Source organism: Rhodococcus rhodochrous (assembly GCF_900187265.1).
Classification (GTDB): Bacteria; Actinomycetota; Actinomycetes; order Mycobacteriales; family Mycobacteriaceae; genus Rhodococcus; species Rhodococcus rhodochrous.
In genome coordinates, this window is record NZ_LT906450.1 from 2849312 (window position 1) to 2868542 (window position 19231).

The 19231-nt window shown below is 68.8% G+C and carries 17 protein-coding genes and 3 pseudogenes; 6 read left to right on the forward strand and 14 right to left on the reverse strand.

The window, feature by feature from the left end; genetic code table 11:
• Positions 1-2: 2 nt before the first annotated feature.
• Positions 3-833: pseudogene (locus tag CKW34_RS13150) on the forward strand (ArsA-related P-loop ATPase); the annotation flags it as partial.
• 100 nt (positions 834-933) lie between these two features.
• Here the strand turns inward: CKW34_RS13150 and CKW34_RS13155 are convergent.
• From CKW34_RS13155 to CKW34_RS13190, 8 genes are all read right to left on the reverse strand, one after another.
• Positions 934-2163 (reverse strand): IS256 family transposase, encoded by a 1230-nt coding sequence (locus tag CKW34_RS13155; protein WP_080968475.1) that lies wholly within the window; start codon positions 2161-2163, stop codon positions 934-936.
• Positions 2164-2275: 112 nt separating this feature from the next.
• Positions 2276-2623 carry a DUF3703 domain-containing protein gene (locus CKW34_RS13160; RefSeq protein WP_054720545.1) on the reverse strand — a complete coding sequence of 116 codons (348 nt, stop codon included), beginning with the start codon at positions 2621-2623 and terminating at the stop codon, positions 2276-2278.
• A 10-nt stretch (positions 2624-2633) separates the two neighbouring features.
• Positions 2634-4598 carry a heavy metal translocating P-type ATPase gene (locus CKW34_RS13165; protein WP_059384189.1) on the reverse strand — a complete coding sequence of 655 codons (1965 nt, stop codon included), beginning with the start codon at positions 4596-4598 and terminating at the stop codon, positions 2634-2636.
• Positions 4595-4966 (reverse strand): ArsR/SmtB family transcription factor, encoded by a 372-nt coding sequence (locus tag CKW34_RS13170; protein ID WP_054720048.1) that lies wholly within the window; start codon positions 4964-4966, stop codon positions 4595-4597. The genes CKW34_RS13165 and CKW34_RS13170 overlap by 4 nt, the downstream gene beginning before the upstream one ends.
• 148 nt (positions 4967-5114) lie before the next feature.
• On the reverse strand, positions 5115-5945 hold the full coding sequence (locus CKW34_RS13175) for a TniQ family protein (protein ID WP_054720050.1): 831 nt from the start codon (positions 5943-5945) through the stop codon (positions 5115-5117).
• Positions 5946-6027: 82 nt separating this feature from the next.
• Positions 6028-7092 (reverse strand): ATP-binding protein, encoded by a 1065-nt coding sequence (locus CKW34_RS13180; RefSeq protein WP_059384188.1) that lies wholly within the window; start codon positions 7090-7092, stop codon positions 6028-6030.
• Positions 7089-9143: a helix-turn-helix domain-containing protein gene (locus tag CKW34_RS13185; protein ID WP_174479674.1), complete on the reverse strand. Its 2055-nt coding sequence runs from the start codon at positions 9141-9143 to the stop codon at positions 7089-7091. Before CKW34_RS13185 ends, CKW34_RS13180 begins: the two co-directional genes overlap by 4 nt.
• Entirely contained in the window at positions 9140-9829 is a 690-nt protein-coding gene (locus tag CKW34_RS13190) for a TnsA-like heteromeric transposase endonuclease subunit (RefSeq protein ID WP_226435562.1), read from the reverse strand. The genes CKW34_RS13185 and CKW34_RS13190 overlap by 4 nt, the downstream gene beginning before the upstream one ends.
• A gap of 319 nt (positions 9830-10148) precedes the next feature.
• Between CKW34_RS13190 and CKW34_RS24670 the strand changes: the two are divergent.
• Both CKW34_RS24670 and CKW34_RS13200 read left to right on the forward strand, forming a co-directional pair.
• A pseudogene (locus tag CKW34_RS24670) lies at positions 10149-11062 on the forward strand (integrase); the annotation flags it as partial.
• A pseudogene (locus tag CKW34_RS13200) lies at positions 10990-11340 on the forward strand (transposase); the annotation flags it as partial. The pseudogenes CKW34_RS24670 and CKW34_RS13200, both read left to right, overlap by 73 nt.
• 76 nt (positions 11341-11416) lie before the next feature.
• Here CKW34_RS13200 and CKW34_RS13205 read toward each other — a convergent pair.
• From CKW34_RS13205 to CKW34_RS13220, 4 genes are all read right to left on the reverse strand, one after another.
• On the reverse strand, positions 11417-11725 hold the full coding sequence (locus CKW34_RS13205; protein WP_059384185.1) for a hypothetical protein: 309 nt from the start codon (positions 11723-11725) through the stop codon (positions 11417-11419).
• Positions 11722-12060 carry a hypothetical protein gene (locus CKW34_RS13210; protein WP_059384184.1) on the reverse strand — a complete coding sequence of 113 codons (339 nt, stop codon included), beginning with the start codon at positions 12058-12060 and terminating at the stop codon, positions 11722-11724. The genes CKW34_RS13205 and CKW34_RS13210 overlap by 4 nt, the downstream gene beginning before the upstream one ends.
• Positions 12061-12302: 242 nt before the next feature.
• Entirely contained in the window at positions 12303-13766 is a 1464-nt protein-coding gene (locus tag CKW34_RS13215; protein WP_059384183.1) for a dihydrolipoyl dehydrogenase family protein, read from the reverse strand.
• A 96-nt stretch (positions 13767-13862) separates the two neighbouring features.
• Positions 13863-14627, reverse strand: coding sequence for a precorrin-3B synthase (locus CKW34_RS13220; RefSeq protein ID WP_059384182.1), 765 nt, complete (start codon positions 14625-14627; stop codon positions 13863-13865).
• A 74-nt stretch (positions 14628-14701) separates the two neighbouring features.
• On the opposite strand from CKW34_RS13220, the gene CKW34_RS13225 reads away from it, so the two are divergent.
• From CKW34_RS13225 to CKW34_RS13235, 3 genes are all read left to right on the forward strand, one after another.
• Complete coding sequence (locus CKW34_RS13225; RefSeq protein ID WP_059384201.1) at positions 14702-15118, forward strand: PPOX class F420-dependent oxidoreductase; 417 nt, start codon at positions 14702-14704, stop codon at positions 15116-15118.
• Positions 15119-15123: 5 nt separating this feature from the next.
• Positions 15124-15624, forward strand: a complete 501-nt coding sequence (locus CKW34_RS24800) for an acyltransferase (RefSeq protein WP_059384181.1) — start codon at positions 15124-15126, stop codon at positions 15622-15624.
• 113 nt (positions 15625-15737) lie between these two features.
• A complete protein-coding gene (locus tag CKW34_RS13235; RefSeq protein WP_059384180.1) occupies positions 15738-16271 on the forward strand; it encodes a glutathione peroxidase in 534 nt (177 codons plus the stop codon).
• Between the two features lie 42 nt (positions 16272-16313).
• Here the strand turns inward: CKW34_RS13235 and CKW34_RS13240 are convergent, their stop codons facing one another.
• Both CKW34_RS13240 and CKW34_RS13245 read right to left on the reverse strand, forming a co-directional pair.
• Positions 16314-17684 carry a metallopeptidase TldD-related protein gene (locus CKW34_RS13240; RefSeq protein WP_059384179.1) on the reverse strand — a complete coding sequence of 457 codons (1371 nt, stop codon included), beginning with the start codon at positions 17682-17684 and terminating at the stop codon, positions 16314-16316.
• On the reverse strand, positions 17681-19192 hold the full coding sequence (locus CKW34_RS13245; protein ID WP_059384178.1) for a TldD/PmbA family protein: 1512 nt from the start codon (positions 19190-19192) through the stop codon (positions 17681-17683). Before CKW34_RS13245 ends, CKW34_RS13240 begins: the two co-directional genes overlap by 4 nt.
• Positions 19193-19231: the final 39 nt, after the last annotated feature.

Consider the following 19231-nt stretch of genomic DNA (forward strand, 5'->3'; position numbering starts at 1 on the left):
CACTGGCGGATCTGGTCGATGCGATCGAGGCTGATGGCCACGGGCTGGTGATGTGCATGGGCAAAGGTGGAGTCGGCAAGACCACCATTGCCGCCGCGATCGCGGTGGCGCTGGCCCGCCGTGGTCATGACGTGCACCTGACCACCACCGACCCCGCCGCACATCTGACCGACACTCTCGCCGGGGAACTCGATCACCTCGAGGTCTCCCGCATCGATCCGCACGAGGCGAGCGAGACCTACCGCAACCGGGTCCTGGCCACCAAGGGCGCCGAACTCGACGACGCCGGCCGCGCCACCCTCGCCGAAGATCTGCAGTCCCCGTGCACCGAGGAAGTCGCGGTGTTCCAGGCCTTTTCGAAGGTCATCCACGAATCACGCCGCAAGTTCGTCGTCGTCGATACCGCCCCGACCGGGCATACTCTGCTGTTGCTCGATGCGACCGGCTCGTATCACCGGGAGATCGCCCGGCAGATGGGCGATGGCGGGCGCTTCATCACCCCGCTGATGCGGCTGCAGGACCCGGCGCAGACCAAGATTGTGCTGGTCACTCTTGCCGAGACCACCCCGGTGCTCGAGGCGGCCGGCTTGCAGGATGATCTGCGGCGCGCTGGTATCGAGCCGTGGGGGTGGGTGGTCAACAATTCCCTGGCCGCGGCGGCGCCCACCGCGCCGCTGCTGCGGCAGCGAGCGGTTGCCGAACTCGAGCAGATCGACACGGTCCGGGACGAACTCGCCAATCGGTGCGCGGTGATTCCGCTGGCCGTCAGCGAACCGGTCGGAATCACCGCGTTGGGACAGCTGGCCGAACGGCATCCGGCACCGGTGCGTTGATCCGCCAGCACCGGGCCGGGTCGTCCACTCATGTCGTTCGTGTGAGACATGCCTGAAGCCAGGGAGTGTCCGATAAACGGTGGATCCGGCCTGGCATCGGTTAGTTGATGCGTCCTTCGAAAGTGATCGCGAAGGCATTGAGGGCAGGCTTCCACCTCATCGCCCATCGTGCCCTACCCCGACCGGTGGGGTCCAGCGCCCGCGTCGCAAGATAGAGACACTTCAGCGCGGCCTGCTCGGTCGGGAAATGCCCACGGGCGCGGATCGCACGCCGGTAGCGGGCATTGATCGACTCGATCGCGTTCGTCGAGCAGATCACCCGCCGGATCTCGACGTCGTAGTCGAGGAACGGCACGAACTCGCTCCACGCGTTCTCCCAGAGCCGGACGATCGCCGGATACTTCGGTCCCCACTTGGTGGCGAACTCGACGAACCGTTCCTTGGCCGCGGCCTCGGTCGGAGCGGTATAGATCGGTTTGAGATCGCGGGACATCTCGTCCCAATGCTGGCGTGGTGCGAATCGAAAAGTGTTGCGGATCAAGTGGATAACGCAAGTTTGCACCACTGCGAGTTCCCACACGGTGTTGATCGCCTCCGGCAAGCCTTTCAACCCGTCGCAGACGACGATGCACACATCGGCCACTCCGCGGTTTTTGATCTCGGTGAGCACCGCCAGCCAGAACTTCGCGCCTTCCCCGCCGTCGCCGGCCCACAACCCCAGGATGTCGCGTTCACCGTTGACGGTCACCCCGATCGCGACGTAGATCGGTCGGTTGGTGACCTGACCGTCGCGGATCTTGACGTGGATGGCGTCGATGAACACCACCGGATACACCCGATCGAGGGGCCGGTTCTGCCACTCGGTCATCTCCTCGAGCACCTTGTCGGTGATCCGGGAGATGGTGTCCTTCGACACCGACGCTCCGTAGATATCCTGAAAGTGTGCCGAGATCTCGCCGGTGGTCAATCCTTTGGCGCTGAGCGAGAGCACGATCTCGTCGATGCCGGTCAGCCGCCGTTGCCGTTTGCGCACGATCTTCGGTTCGAAGCTCGAGTCGGTGTCCCGCGGGACGTCGATCTCGACCGGGCCGATCTCGGTGAGCACCGTCTTCGATCTGGTGCCGTTGCGGGAGTTGCCGCTGCCGCGACCGGCCGGGTCGTTCTTCTCGTAGCCGAGGTGCTCGGTCATCTCCGCATCCAGTGCGGTTTCGAGCACGTTCTTCGTCAACTGCCCGAGCAGTCCGTTCGGGCCCATCAGCTCGATGCCCTGCTCTTTGGCCTGGGCCAGCAGCTGCTGCGCCAACTCCAGCTGGTTCACCTCGTCCGCCATGGGCTCCAGTGTTTCCGTCACGGTCGATCCTTCCCGCCAAGCTCGCTGCTCGGCGTGTCAGGCCAACCCGGATCCACCGTTATTCAGACAGTCCCTGAAGCCACGATTCGGATCACGCTGTGCCAGTGAGGACGTCGGTCAGATCGGCGGGAATCGGCATGGGGGTCATCAACCCTGCAGCGACGCGGCCGGTGTTGCCTTCGGGGTAACCCCCGAGCGCGGAACCGGGGGCAGCAACCATGATCCGGATGATCTGCCCAAGGGCTTCGCGACGGTCGCGTTGACGCACCGCGAGACCGAGCATGGCGAGGTGATTGCGAGTGTGCGGCCACGGGTAGGGCTGCGACAGGATGTGCGCGCGTTCGAGATGGGTCCACCGCTCGGCTGCAGTGTGAGTGTGTCGAGCGGCGGTCATCTCCGCGGCATACCAGGCTCGGACAGTTGCAGGCATTGGACTCATGGAAGGCCCTTCAGGAAGAAAAGGATTCTCGTACCCCAGGATTCGACGCAGGTGCCGCCGATCCGGAGATTGTCAGGGGGCGAGCGCGTCCGGCGCGGACCCCGTTGGCGATCACGATGATCTCGGCGACCTCGTGAACCAGGACAACCGCCGCCAGGCCGAGTACCCCGAACAGGGCCAGGGGCATCAGGACGGTGATGATCGCGAGCGAGAGGCCGACGTTCTGCAACATGATCGTTCGTGATCGGCGGGCATGCTGCAGGGCTTGAGGTAGATGCCGTAGGTCCTCACCCATCAGGGCGACGTCGGCGGTTTCGATGGCCACGTCGGTGCCCATCGCGCCCATCGCGATCCCCAGATCGGCGGTGGCCAGGGCCGGGGCGTCGTTGACACCGTCGCCGACCATCGCCGTCGGCCGTGTACCGCGGAGGGTGTCGATGATGTGGGCCTTGTCCTCCGGACGCAGATCGGCGTGCACCTCGTCGATACCGACATCGGTGGCCAACGCTCGTGCGGTGCGCTCGTTGTCGCCGGTGAGCATCGCCACGGTGTAACCGTCGCGGCGCAGCCCCGCGACGACGTCGCGGGCTTCGGGACGCAGTTCGTCGCGCACCGCGATCGCCCCGATCAGGGTGCCGTCGCGTTCGATGAGCACCGCAGTGGCTCCGGCGTGCTGCATCCGCTCGATATCGGCAGCCAGAGAGCCCGGGTCGATCCACCCGGGCCGGCCCAGACGGGCAGGAATGCCGCCGACGTGACCGGTCAGTCCGGCACCGGGGACCGCGTCGACGTCCTCGGCGGGGGTGTAGTCGTCGACGGCGGCGAGGATCGCTGCAGCGAGGGGGTGCTCACTGCGTGCCTCGAGCGCAGCGGCGACATTCAGAACGTCGGCGCGGGTGGCGCCGCCGGTGGTGGCAACGTCGATGACCTCGGGGCGGTTCCGGGTCAGGGTGCCCGTCTTGTCCAACGCGACGGTGCGGATCCGGCCCAACGCTTCGAGGGCGGCACCGCCCTTGACCAGGACGCCGAGCTTGGAGGCGGCGCCGATCGCGGCGACCACGGTCACCGGGATCGCGATGGCCAGCGCACACGGGGACGCGGCGACCAGCACGACGAGGGCGCGTTCGATCCACACCAGCGGATCACCGAATACGCTGCCGATCGCGGCGATCAACGCCGCGGCAACCATCACTCCCGGCACCAGGGGCTTGGCGATCTTGTCGGCCAGACGCTGGGCCTCGCCCTTGCGGGATTGCTCGGCCTCCACGATTTTCACGATCTTGGCCAGCGAGTTGTCCTGCGCGCCGGCGGTGACCTCGACCTCGAGCACGCCGGTGCCGTTGATCGACCCGGCGAACACCTCGGAGCCCGGTCCGGCCTCGACCGGCACCGATTCCCCGGTGATCGCGGAGGTGTCCAGGGCGGTGCGCCCGGTGCGGATGGTGCCGTCGGTGGCGAGCCGCTCCCCGGGTTTGACGATCATGATCTCCCCGAGCCCCAACTCCGCGGGGGCGACGGTCTGTTCACGGCCGCCGCGCAGGACGGTGGCAGTGTCCGGCACCAGATTCAGCAGGGCGCGCAGGCCCCGTCGGGTGCGAGTGACCGCGTACTCTTCGAGACCCTCACTGATGGCGAACAGGAACGCGAGCATCGCGGCTTCGCCGACCTCGCCGAGCAGCACGGCGCCGACGGCAGCGATCGTCATCAGGGTCCCGACCCCGATCTTGCCGCGGGCCAGCCGCTTGAGGGTCGAGGGGACGAAGGTGTAGCCGGCGACGACCAGCGCCACCGCCTCGAAGCCCGTCCCGAGAGCGTCGGGCCCACCGGTGACGCGGACGATCAGGGCCGCAATCAGCAGGACACCCGCGGCGGCGGCCGCCCGGATCTCGGTGACCTGCCACCACTTGTCGGGCTCCTGGTCGTCTTCGCCCTCGACGCGGGGTTCGTCGGGGCCGCATCCGCAGGCGTCGCTCATGCCGTCACTCCCGTGTCGGTGTCGGTGCCGTAGTTCGGGCACAGCGCGACGGCGTTGCCCGTGGCGGCCAGGAGGGTTTCGGCCGAGGCCAGCAGGTCGAGCAGTTCCAGTCGGGCCAGCGAGTAGAACACCTGCCGGCCCTGCGGGCGGCCTTGCACCAGGCCGCAGTCCCGCAGGCATGCCACGTGCGCCGACACTGTCGATTGCGCCAATCCCAGCTCGCCGACCAGGTCCGCTACTCGGGATTCCCCGGCGGCGAGGCGGCGCACGATGGCCAGGCGGGTGCCGTCGGAGAGACTGTGGAACAACGCTGCTGCAGAGTCGAGACTTTCACCGAAGCAGGTCGTCGCTCGCTCATTCATCGTCATAAAACGATGATATTGAGGAAACATGATTAATCAAGCGGAGGGAGCGGGACAACGCGCGTTCTACTCCGCCAGTGCGGACTCCGACAACGGTCGCGAATGATGACGGCTGGCGGATTCTCGGACCGGCTCGTCACGACTCAAGGGACGTTCACAGACTGGCCGGCTGGCTCCCAGCCTGGAACGGCCAACGGGTCGCATGCCAGTTCTGCCTCGCGGGAGGATCGCCTTGCTCAGACTGTCCAGGCCGGTCGCCAGGTCCTCGCACGGGAGAGCCGATCGTGTCGACGAATCGACGGCACAGCTCGTCGAGCACCTCGGTGATGGGCATGTCGGTGGTGCCGTAGCGCAACTGTCGGCTCGGCTGAAGGTCGGCGAGGGCAGCGAACTCGATCAGATTCTGCTGGGCATGACACAGCTTCGCCGGTGCAGCGAGGACAGCAGCGTCACGCAGGTCGTATCGGCAGAACGGTCTCACACGCCCCGGGCGTTGCGGTTCGCGAGCATGGCGCTGCGGGCACTGCCACGGCGGGGCCAGAGCGCTCATCCACGCCGTTCCTGTCCACGGCACCTGACCGCAGCCTTCGCATGTCGACTGCAGATACACCTGGTGGCGTACACAGAGCGGCAGCAGCGGATTGGCCCAGCCTGCATGCCACCACGGATCGGGTTCGGCCAGGCATCGGGCACAGAAACGCGATCCTCCCCGGTCGGGCCGAATGTGGCGGTGGTGCACCAGGTACCGTGCCGCGGCGGCATCGATCGGCCGGCCCCACAGGGCGGCGCGCAGGTCACCGGCAGGGACACCGAGGTGAGCGGCGATCCACCGAGCGTGCAGGCTCAGGTGCTCGAGAACGAGGTGATATCCGGTCGGGCTCCGCGGCACACGGAGCTCGCGCAAAATCTGGATCGGGGTCAGTTGGTAGCGACAGCCGACGCGCATCAGCCAGCCCGGCAGATACTCGGCGGGATGTAGTTGCACGGTGATCGGCCACCGGTCGACTCTTATCGTGGCCATAGTGGTTCCCCAACCACTGAGCCGGCCAGGGCGGGACCAGCCGGTATCAGCCGGTGCGGGCGGCGGATTCGCTGGCATTGTCGACGGTCGCGGTCGTAATCAACTCAGCAGTGACGGCTTCGACGCCGGTGACGATCGCGAGATACGAGATCCGGTCGAGCAGATTCGTCAACGACGCGATCCGCCCCTGGGTGCGGCGGTGCAGCAGCCGAGCATGCTCGCACAGCATCCCGTCATGGCTGCCGGCGAGGGTGAGGTGTTCTTCGGCGGTGCGCAGCAGCGCGAGCCAGCCGCGCATCCCGGTGTCGGTGTCGATGCTGAACGGGGCAACCGGGCAGCGGGTGGCGCGGCGGCTGGTCTGGGCGTAGACGGTGTGCTCGCCGAGCAGGCCTTCGTCGAAGAAGCGTTTGGCGGTCAGATTCACCCCGACGTAAATGAAGGTAGCGGCCATGTCGTTGGCCAAACCCTTGAGATGGTTCGATACCTCCAGGCCGTTGCGGTGCCGGAAGTCGACGAAGTGCAGATCGTCGAGCACGATCAACCGGGTACCGCAGGAGGTGACACAGTCCACCGCCAAGGCCCCGAGTTTCGAGGTGGAGGCACGGTCCACGGCCGGATGGCCGTAGAACCGCAGGATCTGCTGATTGAGGCCTTTGAGGGTGACCCCGGCGCTGAGCGGGATGAACGCCACCGGCCACCGTTGATGCCCCTCCACGGTGAGGGGTCCGTCGCGGCGCAGAACTCGCCGGTGGACGTCGCGGGCATAGCGGGTGGCGATGGTGGTCTTGCCGAGGCCGGGTTCGGCGTCGATGACCACCGAGCCGCGCAGCTTGTCGCCGTCCCGATACGCCGAGGCCATCACCTGATCGCAGATCCCGTAGGCGGCGGCGAGTTGGCTGGTCTTGATCGTCGGCAGGTTCGCGTTCCACACCATCCGGGCTTCGTTGTAGTCCTCGAGCTCCTCCTGCGACAGTCGGGACATCGCGGTGCGGGAGAGGACCTCGAACGGTTCACGCGGTGGGGCGGTGACGAAGGCGTGCCAGCCCTGTTTGCGGGAGAGCTGGTAGCGGACAGTGCCATACGTTGCCAGCCAGGTGGCCCAGGGGTTCATTCGTCGAACACCTCGAACACGTCTTCGTCGGGATGCTCCGCGTAGTACCGGTCGAATACGTCGACGTCGTCGACCACCTCCAACCGTTGAGTTCGACTGGTGGCGAGTTCGTCGAGCAGCTCGGCGACGCCCGGCACGGACGCAGTGTCGCGTTCGTCGTCGATACCGGACTGCTGTCCTTCGGTTTCCGGATGCGGGCGGTGGGCACTGAGTCGGCGGGCCAGGGCGCGGTCGCGGCGTGTCGCGACGTCGTCTCGGCTCCACGCGAGCAGCAGATCCCGTACCGCGGCGGCGGGATCGAAGTGGCGATGCTCGCGCACGGCGATGCGTTTGGCGTAGTCGGCGGCGTCCCTGCTGAACGGCTGGTTCAGGCAAGCGCCGTGCTCCCACACCAACTGATGCCAACGGTGGCTGTCCGGGTCCTGGAACCAGGCGTGCCGGATGTCGTGATTGTCGACGAAGATCGGCCACTTGCCGGCGTGCACACCGCCATACGGCGAACGGGTGGTGCGATACAAGGTGAGCCCGGATCCGTCGTAACGCAGTCCGTCGACCTCGACGCCGTAGTGCTGGATCGTACGCCAACGCACATCGAGGAACTCATACGCCAGATCCGGATTCGCCGGCAACAGCAGACCACCCGATTTGGCGACCCCGATCTCGAACATCTCGCTCGGCGAAAACCCCACCCGCGGCAGTTCCGGCACGCACAGCCCGTCATGTCGGGTGTGGTGATAGACCCGGCCCACCCATTCCCGGATGATCTGCTCGAGTTCGCTGGCGTAGTAGAACGCGGCGTCTTCGACGTCTTTGCCCCGTGAGTACACGTCCGGGCCCTTGTAGGCGGGCAGGTGCTGTAGCAGTGATTCGCGCAGGGTGCGGAAGAAGCGTTCGACGGTGGGTTTGTCGGTGGGCTTGTGCGGGATCGCCGGCTGAACGGTGATACCCAGTCGGGCGCAGACTCCGATCACATGAGAGGACAGGTACTGCTTGCCGTGATCGACGACGATCGCCTCGGGCAGACATGCCGGTAGATCCCCGACGCGTCGCTGGGAGATCCCGTCCGGGGACTCGGTGCCGACGAGCAGGTTTCGCGGCACCCCGTGATACGGCCAGAGTTGATCCGCAGTCGGGTCGGTGTCGCGGGCGGGAGTGATGCACTGGTACAGCACATTCGCCACGTCCTGGGACCGCGTCGATAGCGGTGTCAGGCGCAGTCCGAGGATGCAGCGGGTGAACAGGTCCATCGCCACGGTCAACTCCACCCCAACCCAGCGCATGGTGACCGGTTCCATCGCGAACATATCCAGCGCGGTGGTATCGAGCACCACGTACTCCCCCGGACGGGTCGCGCGCAGTCGGCCGAGGACACCGCGGGGCCGGTCCGCCACCGACCGCCGGCCTTTCGCGCTACCGAACGCGTGCCGCCCCTTCGACAATGTCTTCACCCGCCGGTATGCCGTGCTCAGGGAGGGCAACGGCACCATGCCCGGCCCGAATTCTGCTTCCAGGTCCTTGGCAACGGCATCGATGACCGCGCCGATCGTCGGGGTCGAGACGGTGACGTACCTATCGAGCACCCGCACACATGCTGCGTCCCACCGGTGATCGACACTGGTGGCGTAGCGGCTACGGATCCGACTGTCCGTGAGTCCGGCAACTCCTGCCGCGCGGTATCCGGCGATCCAGCGGTACAGGGTGCGCACAGAGACGTGAAGTTCCGCCGCTCTGGTGGCCAACACCGATTCGAGTTCGGCGCCGGAGGTCGCAACCTCGGTCAGGATGCCGCGGACGTGTTCGGCTCGTGTTTCCAGTTCCTGAATCTGGGTTGCGGTCAGCGAGGAGAGCACTACGGCAGCAGGGTCAGCGGAGGCGGTGTCGTCCGGCGGTGAGATCGCTGTTCCCCGTGCCGCGATCTCGGTGACCGCGACACGCTGCATCCGCTCTCCGGACCGGAGGGTGACATCGTGTCCCTGCAGCGCCACGACTTCCCATGAGCAGCCGTCGAGCCAGACCTTGATTCCTGCACGTAGTTCGACGATGTTGGTCACGGCGTGCTCCTTACACCGGACACCTGCGACTGTCCGGACAGCGGCACCGTCAGGTCCACCGACCACAGACCGGACCACAGCTTCGCCAGCACCGCGATTCGCGAGCCGGGCCTGTTCACCGATGCGGCGAGGTCGTCGAGGGTCATCCCGGGCACTGCGACGCTGTCGAGTGCCCTCATCACCGCGGGGTCGATCCACTCGCTACGACGAGCGCCCCCGAGGATTCGGAGGTTCGCCAGCACTACTGGGTTTGCACCGGTCCACACTTCATACGACCAGCCCCGACTCGAACACAGTCGTTCGGTCCAGGCGAACACCTGCGCAACTGCGTCGCGACGGGCGAACTCGGCGGGTTTGACGTCGACGACCGTGAATCCGCCGTCTGTGCGTTGGAGCAGCAGATCGGGCGCATGCCGACGCATGGTCTTCCCGTCCGGGCCGCACAGCCACATCGGCTGTGCGGCGATCCGCACCACTTCCGGTGCGTAGTCCGCCAGCCACAACCGGTCCAGTTCGAGTCGGCTCTCGTAGAGGACGTGGCCACGGTTGGTGGCCGACCAGAACATCCCGGAATAGTGGCGCTGATGGGGGTGACTGCGGACTTTCCGTACCGGCAGGCCCAGGATCATCCGATAGGGATCTGCCGCAGCGAGGGTCGTCGCGACAGGATCACCTGATTCCTGCACGTACCTGACCTCAACCTCGCTGGTCCGGGGCACTTTTTCAGGGTCCCGCTACTGACACGAATTTGAGAAACCGACACGCCGCTGACAGGCGACTGACATGAAATTGAGAAACTGACACCGAATCCGAGAACCTACACAAACCGAATAAATCGGGCGAATTCTCGACCTGGTGTTATGTCAGTCGTGGTTTACAGGGGATCGATGCTGCTAATTGACATTAGCGCACCATCACCGTCGAAACCCCAGCTGAGCGCGTTTTCCTACCCGAAAGCATCGGTGCGGACCGGTAGGCTCTCGTTCCGTGCCCGACGACCTGCTGATGCGCCGCCCGGACCCCTCCGACGCCTCTGTATCGCCCGCTTCGGACCCGTCTGCGCCGTCCGTGCCGGCTCTGCCGGCCGAGACCCTCACGCAGGTGGCCGGGACGGCGGCGCGGTCGCGCTCCGAGTCGACGCGCCGCAACTATGCCGCCAACTAGGCCCGGTTCACCGCCTGGTGCCAGCGCGAAGGGCACAGCCCATTGCCGGCGCATCCGCTCACTGTTGCCGCCTATCTCTTGGGCGCCGCCGCGACGGTGACGGAGGCGGGGGAGCGGGCCTACTCGCCCGCCACGTTGGCCCGCTGGGTGGCGGGCATCGGCTTCCACCACCGCCGCGCCGGGCATACGGCTCCCGGCAGCAACGAGTTGGTCGCCGCGACCTGTCCGGGATCCGGCGGGACTATGCAGCGGCGGGGGAGCGGCCCCGCACCCCGCGGGCGCCACTGCTGACCGCCGACGTCGTCACCATCGTCGACAAGGCGCGGGCAGACTGTACGAGTTGGGCGGATGAGGTCCTCGAACGCCGCGACTCCGCCATCTTCTTGGTGGGGTTCGCCGGCGCGTTCCGCCGCAGCGAACTCGTCGCGCTCATGTGCAGCGATGTCTCGCTGCACCGGCTCGACGGCCTGCACATCGGCCTCCGGAAATCGAAGACCGATCAGGAGGGGCGGGGGAGTATCCGGGCGCTGCCGTTCACCCGCAGTCATGCGAGTTGCCCGCCGTGTGCGTGGCTGCGGTGGGCGCAGGTCGTCGCCGCCTTCGACGCCGGTGGCCGGTCCGCCGTCATTCGCCTGCTCCGCAACGCCGAGCCGTTCGCGGCACATGTGTGCCGCGGAACCAGGCCGCGCATGGTGCGTTCGCCGGCAAGTGGGGTCCGCGCTATTCGGCGATCGTCCGGATGTGGGAAAACAGCTGGTCGGAGTTCGTGCCCTTCCTCGACTACGACATCGAGATCCGTCGGGTGATCTGTTCGACGAACGCGATCGAGTCGCTCAACGCCCGGTACCGGCGGGCGATCCGGGCCCGGGGGCATTTCCCCAACGAGCAGGCCGCGCTCAAGTGTCTGTATCTGGCCACTCGTGCGCTGGACCCGACCGGCAAGCTACGCGCACGATGGACATCACGGTGGAAAGGAGCTTTGAACGCTTTCGCGATCACCTTCGAAGGACGCATCACCCCGAACACCAATTAATCCCATGTGTCAGAACCGGATCCACCGATTACCTGACAGTCCCCGCTCCATCTCACTCGGGTTGGATGGGGCCATTTCAAGCCGTCACACCCGCCATCGAGCAAGGTCGGTGGGTCCAACTCGAGCCGCCCGGGTGGGGCCGGATCGGGTTGACAGAACCACGTTGGGCGTGGCTGATGCGGGAGCGCACCTGGTGGGTGCGGGCGATGTCGTCGGCGGTGATCATCTCGCCGGATCCGGATCCGGATCCGGGTCCGGGCAGGTCGTAGCGGGTCACGGTCACTGTCGGATAGGAATGAGCCTTGGCGACCGCGGTGTCGATATCGATGCTGCGGCCGGCGATCACCAACACGGTGGCCCCGGCCTCCCCACCGGCGTGGTTCATGGCTCCTTCTGCCCGGCCGGGTCCAGGTCGGTGTCGTCGATGCCTCCCAGATCGGCATGTGGAGTCGCGGACGTGCCTGCGTTCGTCGCAATGGAGAATTGTGTCGAGTCCGGTCGGCAGCTCGCCCCTTCGGAGTACGGGGTGATGACCTCGAAGCAGCGAGCGCCGGGGATGCCGGGCGGGCCGGCGGCGCTGACGACGGAGATGTCGTCGTTCTTGTCGCGGATCTGCGCGACGACCCGGTCGAAGAGGGTTTCGGCGCGGTCGGTGGCGTCGGTGCGGTAGACGAACGTCGCGTCGCGGGCCATGTGGGTGGCGGCGGTGTCGGCGAACATGTCGAGGGTGCCCAGCTGGGTGAGTAGGTGGGCGGCACCGCGGGCCGTAGACCGCGGGGACCTGCGCGCCGTCGGCGCCGTTGGGATAGCGCAGGGTGCGGCGCAGCATGTCGTCGGTGTTCTTCGGGATGCGACTGCTGCCGCGGGCGGTGTGGCGGCGTCTGCCGCGCTGACTGTCGGCGTGCAGTTCTCGTCGTCGCCACCCGGCGTGTCGCGACGACAACTGCACGTTCGAGAGGCGGTCAGCTGCGGCGGGATTCGAGCAGCCGCAACCAGATCTCGCTGATGGTGGGGTAGGACGGCACCGCATGCCACAGCGTGTCCAACGGCACCTTCCCGACCAGGGCGACGGTCGCGGCGTGGACGAGTTCGGCGACCTCCTGGCCGACGAAGGTCGCGCCGACGAGGGTGTCGGTGGCCCGGTCGACGACGAGCGCGGCGTGCCCGGCGTAGTCGTCGCGGGCCAGCGAGGCCCCGGCGACGTCGATGTCGGCCTCGAGGACCTCGACGTCGAGTCCGTCGGCGCGGGCCTGCTCGGCGGTGCGGCCGACCGCGGCGATCTCCGGGACGGTGAAGATCACCTGCGGGACCTGGCCGTGGTCGGCGCTCGTCCGGAATCGTGACCCGTCGGTGGGGCGGTTCTCGGCGCGGGCGGCGATGACGTCCCCGCACACCCGCGCCTGGTATTTGCCCATGTGGGTCAGTGCGGCGCGACCGGCGATGTCCCCGACCGCATACAGCCACTGGCCGTCGACCCCGTCGACGGTGAGATCGTCGGCGACGGTCACCTTCCCGTCGGTCAGGCCGACAGTGTCGAGACCGAGCCCGTCCACGGCGGGGCAGCGGCCGGCGGCGACGACGATCTCGTCGACCTCGACAGTGCTGCCGTCGGACAACTCCACGGTGGCGGGACCGCCGTGGATGCGGCCGACGCCGGTGTCCTTGACGTCGGGGCGCTGCACCGAGCGGATCTCGGTGCCGTAGCGCACATTCAGGCCCTTGTGGGCCATGCGGGTGGCGACGCGTTCGGCGGCGAACGGCTCCACGCGCGGCAGCAACCGGTCGCCGCGCACCGCGAGGGTGAGCTCCTCGACGCCGAGTTGCCGCAGCCAGGTGGCGGTTTCGCAGGCGACGACACCGCCGCCGACGACGAGCACGCGGCGGGGGACCTCGAGCAGGTTCGTCGCATCGCGGGAGGTCCACGGCAGCGCGTCGCGCAGCCCGGGCAGGTCCGGGATCGACGGGACGGTGCCGGTGGCCAGGACCACGGCGTGCCGGGCCTGCAGGCGACGCTCCCCGTCGCTGCCGGTGACGGTGACGGTGCGTTCGCCGGCGAGGCGGCCGTGGCCGCGGACGACGTCGATACCCGCGCCCTCGGCCCAGTCCACCTGGGAACTGTCGTCGCGGTTGTGGGTGAAGCTGTCGCGGCGGGCGAGCACGGCCGGCACCTCGACGCCGTGGGCGCTGATCTTGTCGGCGACGCCGGGCATGTTGCGGGCAGTGGCGAGCACCTGGGTGGGACGCAGCAGGGCTTTGCTGGGCATGCATGCCCAGTAGGAACATTCGCCGCCGACGAGTTCGTGTTCGACGAGCACCGCGGTGCGGTCGCTGCCGGCGATGGCGTACTGGGCGGCGTTCTCCCCGGCCGGGCCCGCGCCGAGGACGATCACGTCATAGCTGTCGGATTCCGCTGTCGGACCGCTCATCCGTCCACGATAGGCGCGGCCGAACCGTCGGCGGGCCGGATCGGCGGCGACGGTCCGGTTCGCGAAGTCCGCCCGTTCGTGCAGGTCAGCGGCGGCTCAGCGCAGATGCGGGGAGTCGGCGTCGAAGATCAACCCCATCGGGGCGAGCACCCGCACCACCTGCTCGGCGGTCCACTCGTCGAGATCGCACAGCAGCACCGACCGCCACGGGGTGACGATCACCGGACGTTCGACGGCGGCCAGGAATTCCGCCAGTCGTGCGGGAAGGATCCCGTCGGGCAGACCACCGGCGAGGGTGACGGCCCCGTCGGGCTGGTCGAGCCAGCCGATCGGCGGCCGCGGCCGCTCCGGCACCGGTTCCGGATCCGAGGTCGGGTCGGCCGGTGGGGTGAGCAGCGCCTCGGCGGCGTCGGGCGGGTCGACGCGCACCCCGGTGTCGGCGCCGTCGCGGATCACCGCGAAGCGGCCGTCGGGACGGGCGAGGGCCGCGACGGTGGGGGCGAGGGCGACGATGTCGCCGGTGCCGTCGTCGAGCCCGAGGACGGTGCCGGCCGCCACCGGCCGGTCGTCCAGGCGCGCGAGCACCGCGGCGGTGAGCTCGCGCAGGTCGTGGTGTCCGCCGATGCGGCCGCTGAGCGGGGAGACGAGAAGCCGTGCGCGGGTGGGCACGTCGACGGTGAGCCCGGCGGCGGTGACGGCCGCGCTGATCGCGGCGTGGTCGCCGCGCACCCGCAGCTGGGCGTGGGCGGTCAGGTGCAGTTCGCCGCCGCCGTGGGTGTGGGCGAGTTCGGCGAGCGCCTGCACCTGCGCGGAGGTCAGGTGCCCGGCGGGCAGGTGCACGTCGACAGCGGTATCGGCCATGACCGCCAGCGTAGAACGCGGCGCGGGCGGGACGAGCGCTGCCGTCGGACCGTGCGGTTTGTAGGGTGGTGGCCATGCCCGAGTCGACGACCCCCACCTTCGCGGACCTCGCCGCCGCCAAGTTCGTGCTGCTGACCACCTACCGCAAGGACGGCAGCGCGGTGGGCACCCCGGTGTGGGCGGCGCCCGACGGGAACCGGCTGCTGGTGTGGACGGTCGCCGATGCCTACAAGGTGCGACGGCTGCGCCGCGATCCGCGGGTGTCCCTGGCGATCTGCGACGCGCGCGGCAACCCGAAGTCGGCGGCGGTGCCCGGCACGGGGGAGGTGCTCGACGCCGACGGCTCGGCGCACGCCCGGTCGGTGATCGCCCGCAAGTACGGGCTGCTCGGCCGGATCATCGTGGGCGCGAGCGTGGTGCGCCGTGGCCGCACCGGCACCGTCGGGTTGGCGTGCGTGCTCGATCCCGCCGACGACACGGTAGGCCGGTAGACGTCGTGGCGCGCTCCCACACCTACCGGTCCCAGGCGATCGCGGTGGCGCTCGCGAGCAACCCGCTGATCTCCGGTGCGAGTCGCTGGAAGTGGTTGCGCCGCGCCGGTGTCGACGCCGCACCGCCGAGCCTGATCCACACCGGCGTGGTGGTGCAGGGCCTCGGCCGGCTCACCCTCGGCGCGGGCTCGTTCGTCAACCACGGCTGCTATTTCGACACGGTCGCCGACATCACCCTCGGGCAGCGGGTGTTCCTCGGCGACCACGTGCGGGTGCTCACCAGCAGCCACCGCATGGGCACCGCCGAACAGCGCGCGTCGACGCTGACGGGGGAGCCGGTGACCATCGGCGACGGCGCGTGGATCGGCTCCGGTGCGGTGATCATGCCGGGCGTGACCATCGGCGCCGGCGCGGTGATCGGCGCGAACTCGCTGGTGACGAAGGACTGCGCCCCGCACACGCTGCATCTGGGCAGCCCCGCCCGGCACGTCCGCGACCTGGACTGACCCCACACCGCGAGCACGTCCGGATCGTCCCGGTTCGTCCGATCCCGTAGGGTCCGTGGTGATCTCGGCCTCACCTGCGGGGCCGAGCCGATCGACCCAGTTCAGGAGAGCGCATGTCCGTGCACGAGTACACCGTGGCCACCGCCGACGGCGGCAGCGAGGATCTCGCCCGCTTCGCCGGCCGGTACCTGCTGATCGTCAATGTCGCCAGCAAGTGCGGCCTGACCCCGCAGTACGAGGCGCTCGAAGCGCTGCACCGCGAACTGGGTGAGCGCGGCCTGCAGATCCTCGCGTTCCCGTGCAACCAGTTCGGTGGTCAGGAACCGGGCAGCGACAGTGAGATCCAGGAGTTCTGCCGGGTGAACTTCGACGTCACCTTCCCGGTGTTCGCGAAGCTCGACGTAAACGGCGACGACGCACACCCGCTCTACCGGTACCTGCGCGCCGAGGCTCCCGGCGATTTCGGGCCGCAGCACGGTTTCCTGTTCGAGCACGTGAGCAAGACCCGCCCGGAGGCGCTCGGCACCGACGAGGTGAAATGGAACTTCACCAAGTTCCTCGTCGACCCGCAGGGCGCGGTGGTGCGCCGCTTCGAGCCGACGGTCACCCCCGAGGAGATCGGCAAGGAACTCGCCGACCTGCTCTGAGCCACTGCCGGTCCGGTCGGTGCTCGCCGACCGGACCGGAGGTCAGTGCGCGGCGCTGACCGAGGACATGTGGAAGTCGGGGATGCGCACCGGCGGCATCGCGGTGCGGGTGAACCAGTCCTTCCACTCCCGCGGCAGGGTGCGTTCGGTGGCGCCGATCTCGGTGGCGCGGCCGAGCAGATCCACCGGGGACTCGTTGAACCGGAAGTTGTTCACCGCCGCCCGCACCTGCCCGTCCTCGACGAGATACACCCCGTCGCGGGTCAGGCCGGTCAGCAACAGCACCGCCGGGTCGACCTCCCGCAGGTACCACACGGTGGTCAGCAGCAGACCGCGTTCGGTGCGGGCGACCATGTCGTCCACATCGGCGGTGCCGCCGCCGGTGAGCAGCAGGTTCTCACCCGGCGCCGTGGGGGTGGCGCCGAATTCGGCGGCCGCGGCCCGCGGATACGCCAACGCGTGCAGTGCGCCGTCGCGCAGCCAATCGACCCGCGAGGCGCTCATGCCGGTGTCGAACACCGAGACGCTGTCGGTGGAGGCGGTGGCGACCACGAACGGCGCATAACCGAGCCCCGGGGCGGCCGGATCGGACGCCAACGTCACCGGCAGCGCCGCGATCTGCTCGCCGAGGCGAGTACCGCCGGGCCCCGCCCACACCGACCGGCCCTCCTCGGCGCCGCGCCCGTCGAGGGACCACAACAGCGGGATCATCAGATCGGCGACCACCGACGGCGGCAGCAGTGTCTCGTACCGCCCGGCGGGCAGGTCGACGCGGGTGCCGGCCCAGTCCAGCCGCCGCGCCAGCTCGGCGCGCAGCGGATCCATCGCGAGGTCGGTGAGGTCGACGGTGCCGGCGCCGACCCAGGCGCTCGCCCCGGTCAGGCCGCCGCGTTTGCCGTTGATCTCGAGCGAGCCGTCGCGCTGCACCCAGCGGCGCCGCACCCCGGTGGAGGTGCCCAGCCACATCGTCGTCGACCGGTGGTGCGCGAACCCGTAGAGGGCGTCGGTGTTGTCGAAGCCGGCGGCGAGCCCGTCGAGGAGCGGGGCGAAGACCTCGATGTCGGTGCCGACAGCCTCTTCGCCCCACTGCGGGTCGGTGGCGTCGCCGTCGATCAGCGGCATCGTGTCCGGGGCCGCCGGGGCCTGCTGCGCGGCCTCCCACGCCGCGCCGACCACCCCGCCGATGTCGTCGGCGTCGACGATCGCGGCGCTGACCACCCCGCAGTGCGCCCCGTCGGGGGTGCGGCGGATCGCGAGGATCGTGGCGCCGCGGGCACGGGCGGAACCGTTGGTGGTCATCGAGTTGCCGGCCCACCGCAGCGACGCCTCGGCGTTGTCGGTGACGATCACGATGGTCTCGTCGGCGGGGGAGGCCGCCAGCGCGGTTTCGACGAGTCGGTCTCCGGGGATCATCGGCCACCCTCCTGCACCGTGTTGAGCACGTTCACGCCGCGCACCAGCACCGACGGGCACCCGTGCGAGACGGACGCGACCTGCCCGGGTTGCGCCTTGCCGCAGTTCATCGCGCCGCCGAGCTGCCAGGTCGACGCTCCACCGAGGGTTTCGAGCGCACCCCAGAACTCGGTGGTCGACGCCTGATAGGCCACATCGCGGACCTGCCCGGCGAGTCGGCCGCCGCGGATCCGGTAGAACCGCTGCCCGGTGAACTGGAAGTTGTGCCGCTGCATGTCGATCGACCAGCTGCGGTCGCCGACGATGTACAGCCCGTCGTCGACCCCGGCGATCAGATCGGCGGTGCTGCGATCGACGACCGGATCGGGTTGCAGCGACACGTTCGCCATCCGCTGGATCGGCACGTGATGCGCGGAATCGGCGTAGGCGCAGCCGTTCGAGCGGGCCACCCCGAGCCTGGGGGCGAACGCCCGGTCGAGTTGGTAGCCGACGAGCACCCCGTCCTTCACCAGATCCCAGGACTGGGCGGCGACCCCGTCGTCGTCGTAGCCGACAGTGGCCATGCCGTGCGGTTCGGTGCGGTCGGCGGTGACGTGCATGACGTCGCTGCCGTAGCGCAGGCTGCCCAGCAGGTCGGGGGTGGCGAAGGAGGTGCCGGCGTAGGCGGCCTCGTAGCCGATGGCGCGGTCGTATTCGGTGGCGTGCCCGACCGATTCGTGGATCGTCAGCCACAGATTCGTCGGATCGATCACCAGATCGGTGCGGCCCGGGGTCACCGACGGGGCCTGCGCCTTCTCGGCGAGCTGCTCGGGCAGCGCGGCGAGCTCGCTGCTCCAGTCCCACCACCGATCCGAGGCCACCTGTTCCCAGCCGCGGCCGGTCGGTGGGGCCAGGGTGCGCATCGACTCGAAGGTGCCGGCCTCACGGTCGACGCGGGTCGCCTCGAGATCGGAGTGGATCCGCACCCGCTGCTGGGTGATCGTCGACCCGGCGAGATCGGCGTAGAAGGTCTGCTCCTTGACCAGGGTCAGATTCGCGGCGACGTGGTCGACGCCGGCGGCGTCCTGCAGTCGCCGCGAACGGTCCTCGAGCACCGCGATGCGCTCGGCCGCGGGGACGGTGAACGGATCGATCTCGTACGGCGAGACCCACACCGCGTCCCGGTGGACCGGCTCGTCGGCCCACTGCACCGGATCACGGTTCAACGCGCGCAGAGTGCGGGCGACCGCGACGGCACGGGCCGCGGCGTCGGCGGCGCCGTCCGGGCCGGGCACCGGATGCGACGCGAACCCCCAGGTACCGTCGAGCAGCACCCTCACCGCCACCCCGCAGTCGCTGTCGTCCACCGCGGCCTGCAGGGCACCGTCGCGCAGGGTGCTCGTCCAGGTCCGCATCCGATGTATCCGCACATCGGCGTGACTCGCGCCCGCCGCCCGCGCCACCGTCAGGCCCGCGTCGGCGGCGGCGTGCAACGGCAGGGCCAGGAAATCGTCGTCCACCGCATTCACCCGCCCACGGTAACGCCGGGCCGGGCGGCGCCGGGGTTG